Annotated in this window: 5 protein-coding genes; 4 read left to right on the plus strand and 1 reads right to left on the minus strand. The window is 68.9% G+C overall.

Translation table 11 applies throughout. The features are described from left to right. Nucleotides 1–46: 46 nt before the first annotated feature. The 4 genes from recQ (at nt 47) to DSP71_RS19305 (ending at nt 3441) form a co-directional block, all read left to right on the plus strand. Nucleotides 47–1915: a DNA helicase RecQ gene (gene recQ, locus DSP71_RS19290; RefSeq protein WP_258546560.1), complete on the plus strand. Its 1869-nt coding sequence runs from the start codon at nt 47–49 to the stop codon at nt 1913–1915. Nucleotides 1916–1999: 84 nt separating this feature from the next. Continuing rightward, on the plus strand, nt 2000–2341 hold the full coding sequence (locus DSP71_RS19295) for a helix-turn-helix transcriptional regulator (RefSeq protein WP_046746624.1): 342 nt from the start codon (nt 2000–2002) through the stop codon (nt 2339–2341). A 3-nt stretch (nt 2342–2344) separates the two neighbouring features. Further along, nucleotides 2345–2821: an SRPBCC family protein gene (locus DSP71_RS19300; RefSeq protein WP_058632157.1), complete on the plus strand. Its 477-nt coding sequence runs from the start codon at nt 2345–2347 to the stop codon at nt 2819–2821. Next, entirely contained in the window at nt 2821–3441 is a 621-nt protein-coding gene (locus DSP71_RS19305; RefSeq protein WP_046746626.1) for a dihydrofolate reductase family protein, read from the plus strand. Before DSP71_RS19300 ends, DSP71_RS19305 begins: the two co-directional genes overlap by 1 nt. A 64-nt stretch (nt 3442–3505) precedes the next feature. Here DSP71_RS19305 and DSP71_RS19310 read toward each other — a convergent pair. Continuing rightward, the coding region (locus DSP71_RS19310; protein WP_147251406.1) for a TetR/AcrR family transcriptional regulator at nt 3506–4206 on the minus strand (701 nt) is incomplete at its 5' end.

Below are 4206 nucleotides of genomic sequence, written 5' to 3' on the forward strand. Positions count from 1 at the left end.
TCAGGGTCCGGTCACCCCGGTGGCCCCCGCGGCCTCCGCGCCGGCCGTGCGCCGAGCGACGCCGAGCCGCTACTCCACCGCACGCGAGGCCCTGCACACGGTCTTCGGCTACGACGAGTTCCGCGGCGACCAGGCAGGCATCGTCGATCAGGTCATCGGGGGCGGAGACGCCGTCGTGCTGATGCCCACCGGTGGCGGCAAGAGCATCACGTACCAGGTGCCCGCGCTCGTGCGCGAGGGCACGGGGCTCGTGATAAGCCCGCTCATCGCGCTCATGCACGACCAGGTCGACGCTCTGCGGGCCAACGGCGTCAACGCCGCCTATCTCAACTCCACGCAGGCGATCGACGAGCGCCGCGAGGTCGAGCGGGCGTACGTCGCCGGTGAACTCGACCTCATCTACGTCGCCCCGGAGCGGTTGTCGAACGCGCAGACCACGGCGCTCCTGCAACGCGGCACCCTCAGCGTGATCGCGATCGACGAGGCCCACTGCGTGTCGCAGTGGGGTCACGACTTCCGGCCCGACTACCTGGCTCTCGGCGATCTGGGCGAGCGGTTCCCCGGTGTTCCACGCATGGCGCTCACGGCTACTGCGACCGCAGCGACGCACAAGGAGATCACCGAACGTCTGCACCTCGACGGCGCAGAGGGGCGGGCGCCGGCGAAGCACTTCGTGGCGAGCTTCGATCGCCCGAACATCCAGTACCGGATCGTGCCCAAGGTCGACCCGCGCAAGCAGCTGGTCGCGTTCATCAAGTCGCAGACCCCGGTGACCGACGACGCCGCGCAGCCCGCGGGCATCGTGTACGCGCTCAGTCGCAAGTCGGTCGAGCAGACGGCGACGTACCTCGCCGCCCAGGGTCTCGATGCGCTGCCGTACCACGCGGGTCTGCCCGGCGAGGTGCGCGCGGCCAACCAGGCGCGCTTCCTCCGCGAGGACGGCGTCGTCATGGTCGCCACCATCGCATTCGGGATGGGCATCGACAAGCCGGATGTGCGCTTCGTCGCGCACATCGATCTGCCGAAGTCCGTGGAGGGCTATTACCAGGAGACCGGGCGCGCCGGTCGAGACGGCGAGCCCTCGGTGGCCTGGATGGCTTACGGGCTCGGCGACGTCGTGCAGCAGCGCAGGCTCATCGACCAGAGTCCCGGTGATCGCACCTTCAAGATGCGCATGGGGCAGCACCTCGACGCCATGCTCGCGCTGTGCGAGACCGTGGAGTGTCGTCGGCAGAACCTGCTCGGCTACTTCGGTCAGGAGTCGCAGCCGTGCGGCAACTGCGACACCTGTCTCGACGACACCGAGACGTTCGACGGGCTCGTCCCAGCACAGAAGCTGCTCTCGACGATCGTGCGGTTGAAGCGCGAGCGCAATCAGGCGTTCGGCGCCGGGCACCTGATCGACATCCTCCGCGGGGCCTCGACAGAGCGCATCAGGCAGCAGGGTCACGACAAGCTCGCGACCTACGGCATCGGCAGCGATCTCTCGGATCAGGATTGGCGCAGCGTCGTCCGTCAGCTCCTGGCCCGCGGCATTCTCGTCGCGCAGGGTGACTACGGCACCCTCGCGCCCGGTGAGCAGGCGGCAGGAGTACTGCGTGGTGAGACCGCTGTACCCCTGCGCAAGGACACGATCGGGCGCCCGACGTCCTCGGGCCGGGCCCGCAAGGCCAGCGCCGCCGATGCCCTGGACGCGGGGGATCGGCCACTGTTCGAGGCACTGCGTGCATGGCGTGCCGAGACCGCTCGCGAGCAGGGCGTGCCCGCGTACATCGTGTTCGGTGACGCGACGCTGCGCGCGCTCGCGGAGCGCCGCCCTGCTGCTCTCGCCGACCTCGACGGCATCACCGGCATCGGTGCGAAGAAGCGCGAGGCGTACGGCGAGGGCGTGCTCGCGGTGATCGCCGGCGCCTGACGCCGACGCCCGACGCCTCGCCTTCGGGCGTACTCCGGATCGTGGCGTCTTGAACACTTGCCCATATGGGTATATGTTGATCACATGGCGCGAGCGGCAACCACATCCGATGTCTTCAACGCGATCGCCGAACCGCGACGCCGGGACATCCTGACGCTGCTGCGCAGTGGCGACCGCCCCGTGACCGAGGTGTCCGAGGTGCTGGGGATGACTCAGCCGGGTGCCTCCAAGCACCTGCGTGTGCTGCGCGAGGTCGGTCTCGTGCGCGACCGCCGGGAGGGCAAGCAGCGGGTCTACGGGCTCGACGCCACGGGGCTCCGGGCCGTCCATGAGTGGACGGGCGGCTTCGAGCAGTTCTGGAACGAGAGCTTCGACCGGCTCGACGCCTACGTGCAGGACCTGAAAGCGGAAAGAAGGCAGGAGTAGTGGATGGATACGACGATTGATCGCGAGATCGTGATCTCGCGCGTGATCGACGCCGCGCCGGCGCTGGTGTTCGAGGCGTTCACCACGGTGCAGCACCTCTCGAGGTGGTGGGGCCCCGACGGTTTCACCACGACGACGCGATCGTTCGAGTTCCGTGTCGGGGGCGAATGGGAGTTCGTGATGCACGGACCGGACGGCACCGACTACCCGGAGTGGATCGTGTGGACCGACATCGTCGCGCCGGAGCGGATCGTGATGCTCCATGGTGAGCACCGCGACGATCCTGAGGCATTCGAATCACACCTCACGTTCGTGCTGGACGGCGATCGGACCCGCATCGAGATGCGCACGGTGTTCCCGACACCGGAGCTGCGCGACCGGGCGATCGAGCGGCATGGCGCACTCGAGGGTGGCCGGCAGACACTGGACAACCTCGCCGTCCACGTCGCGGAGATGGCGATCGCGCGAGGGGAGCGCTGATGGCCGGAGCGGTGTTCTTCAGCGTCTCGATGTCTCTCGACGGGTTCATCGCCCCCGAGTCGCCGGACGAGTTGATGGGTCGGCAGTGGATGGAGCTGCAGAAGTGGGTGTTCCGGCTGCGGTCCTTCCGCGAGAATCTGCACCTGGGCGAAGGTGGGGACGAGGGACGCGACAACGACATCGTGCGCGAGACGTTCGAGCGCACCGGGGCGAGTGTGATGGGGAAGCGGATGTTCGACGCCGGCGAGCACGCGTGGCCGGAGGACCCGCCGTTCCATACGCCGGTCTTCGTCGTCACCCATGAGGAGCGCGAGCCGTGGGAGCGCCGCGGCGGCACCACGTTCCACTTCGTGACCGACGGCATCGAGTCGGCGCTCGACCAGGCGCGCGCTGCTGCCGGCGACCTCGACGTCCGCATCTCGGGCGGCGGTGAGACGATCGTCCAGTTCCTCAATGCCGGTCTGGTCGACGAGTTCCACATCGCTCTCTCACCTGTGCTGTTCGGGGCAGGAGTGCGCCTGTTCGACGGTGTGGACGGGGAACGCCTCTCGCTCGACCTGGTGGGCGCGGAGGATTCCCCGCAGACGACGCATCTGCGCTACGCCGTCCGTCTGCGCTGATCCGCGCGGCGTCGTCTCCGCGCGGCGTCGTCTCAGCGCGGCATCGTCTCAGCGCAGCGCCGTCTCAGCGCGGAGGCAGCACGTCGTCGAGATGAGCCCGCAGGTGCGTGGCGATGTCGACCCTGTCGCGGTCGTACAGCCACTGGTACTGCAGCCCGTCCCACATCGCGATGAGCCAGGTGGCCTCGTGCACGGGATCGCGGTGCGCTGGCAGGTCGCCGTCGACCTGGGCGAGGCGGAAGAGCTCAGCGAAGTAGTCGAGGGCGTTCGCGAACCGCATCGTGAAGTAGTCGTGTGCGGGGTGTGCGACGGGGACGGCCTCGCACGACAGCACCGCGTAGACCTCGATCAGTCCCGGTTCGTCCCGTGCGCTGAGCGCCGCGCCCTCGGGAATGCTGCGGAGCACCGTGGCAGCCGACGCGGTGCTCGTAAACATCTGGTTCTCGTTGATGGCGCTGTCGCGTTCCGTGAGCACGGCGCTCAGCAGCAGCTCCTTCGACGCGTAGTGGTGCAGCAGCGTCGACTTCGACACTCCGACCGCGGTGGCGATGTCCTGCAGGCTGGTGTCGCCGTAGCCGTCGCGGGCGAACAGGCGCATCGCATCGGAGACGATCTGTGCGCGCCTGCGGCGGCCGACCGCGTAGCCGGGGTCGGTGTCGGCGACACTGGTGGCGCGCAGTCGCGGGAGGGGACCGGCGGCCGTCGCGGACCCGGATGAGGGCTCGTCGTCGGGGTCCCGCCACGCGTGCGGCAGCGCCCACAGGT

It is taken from the genome of Microbacterium sp. H6 (genome assembly GCF_003314775.1).
Lineage (GTDB): Bacteria > Actinomycetota > Actinomycetes > Actinomycetales > Microbacteriaceae > Microbacterium > Microbacterium oxydans.

Bases quoted from the DNA above. Each gene is read 5' to 3' on its own strand.
- DSP71_RS19295 (WP_046746624.1), top strand. From the start codon at position 2,000: ATGGCGCGAGCGGCAACCACATCCGATGTCTTCAACGCGATCGCCGAA.
- DSP71_RS19300 (WP_058632157.1), top strand. From the start codon at position 2,345: ATGGATACGACGATTGATCGCGAGATCGTGATCTCGCGCGTGATCGAC.
- DSP71_RS19305 (WP_046746626.1), top strand. From the start codon at position 2,821: ATGGCCGGAGCGGTGTTCTTCAGCGTCTCGATGTCTCTCGACGGGTTC.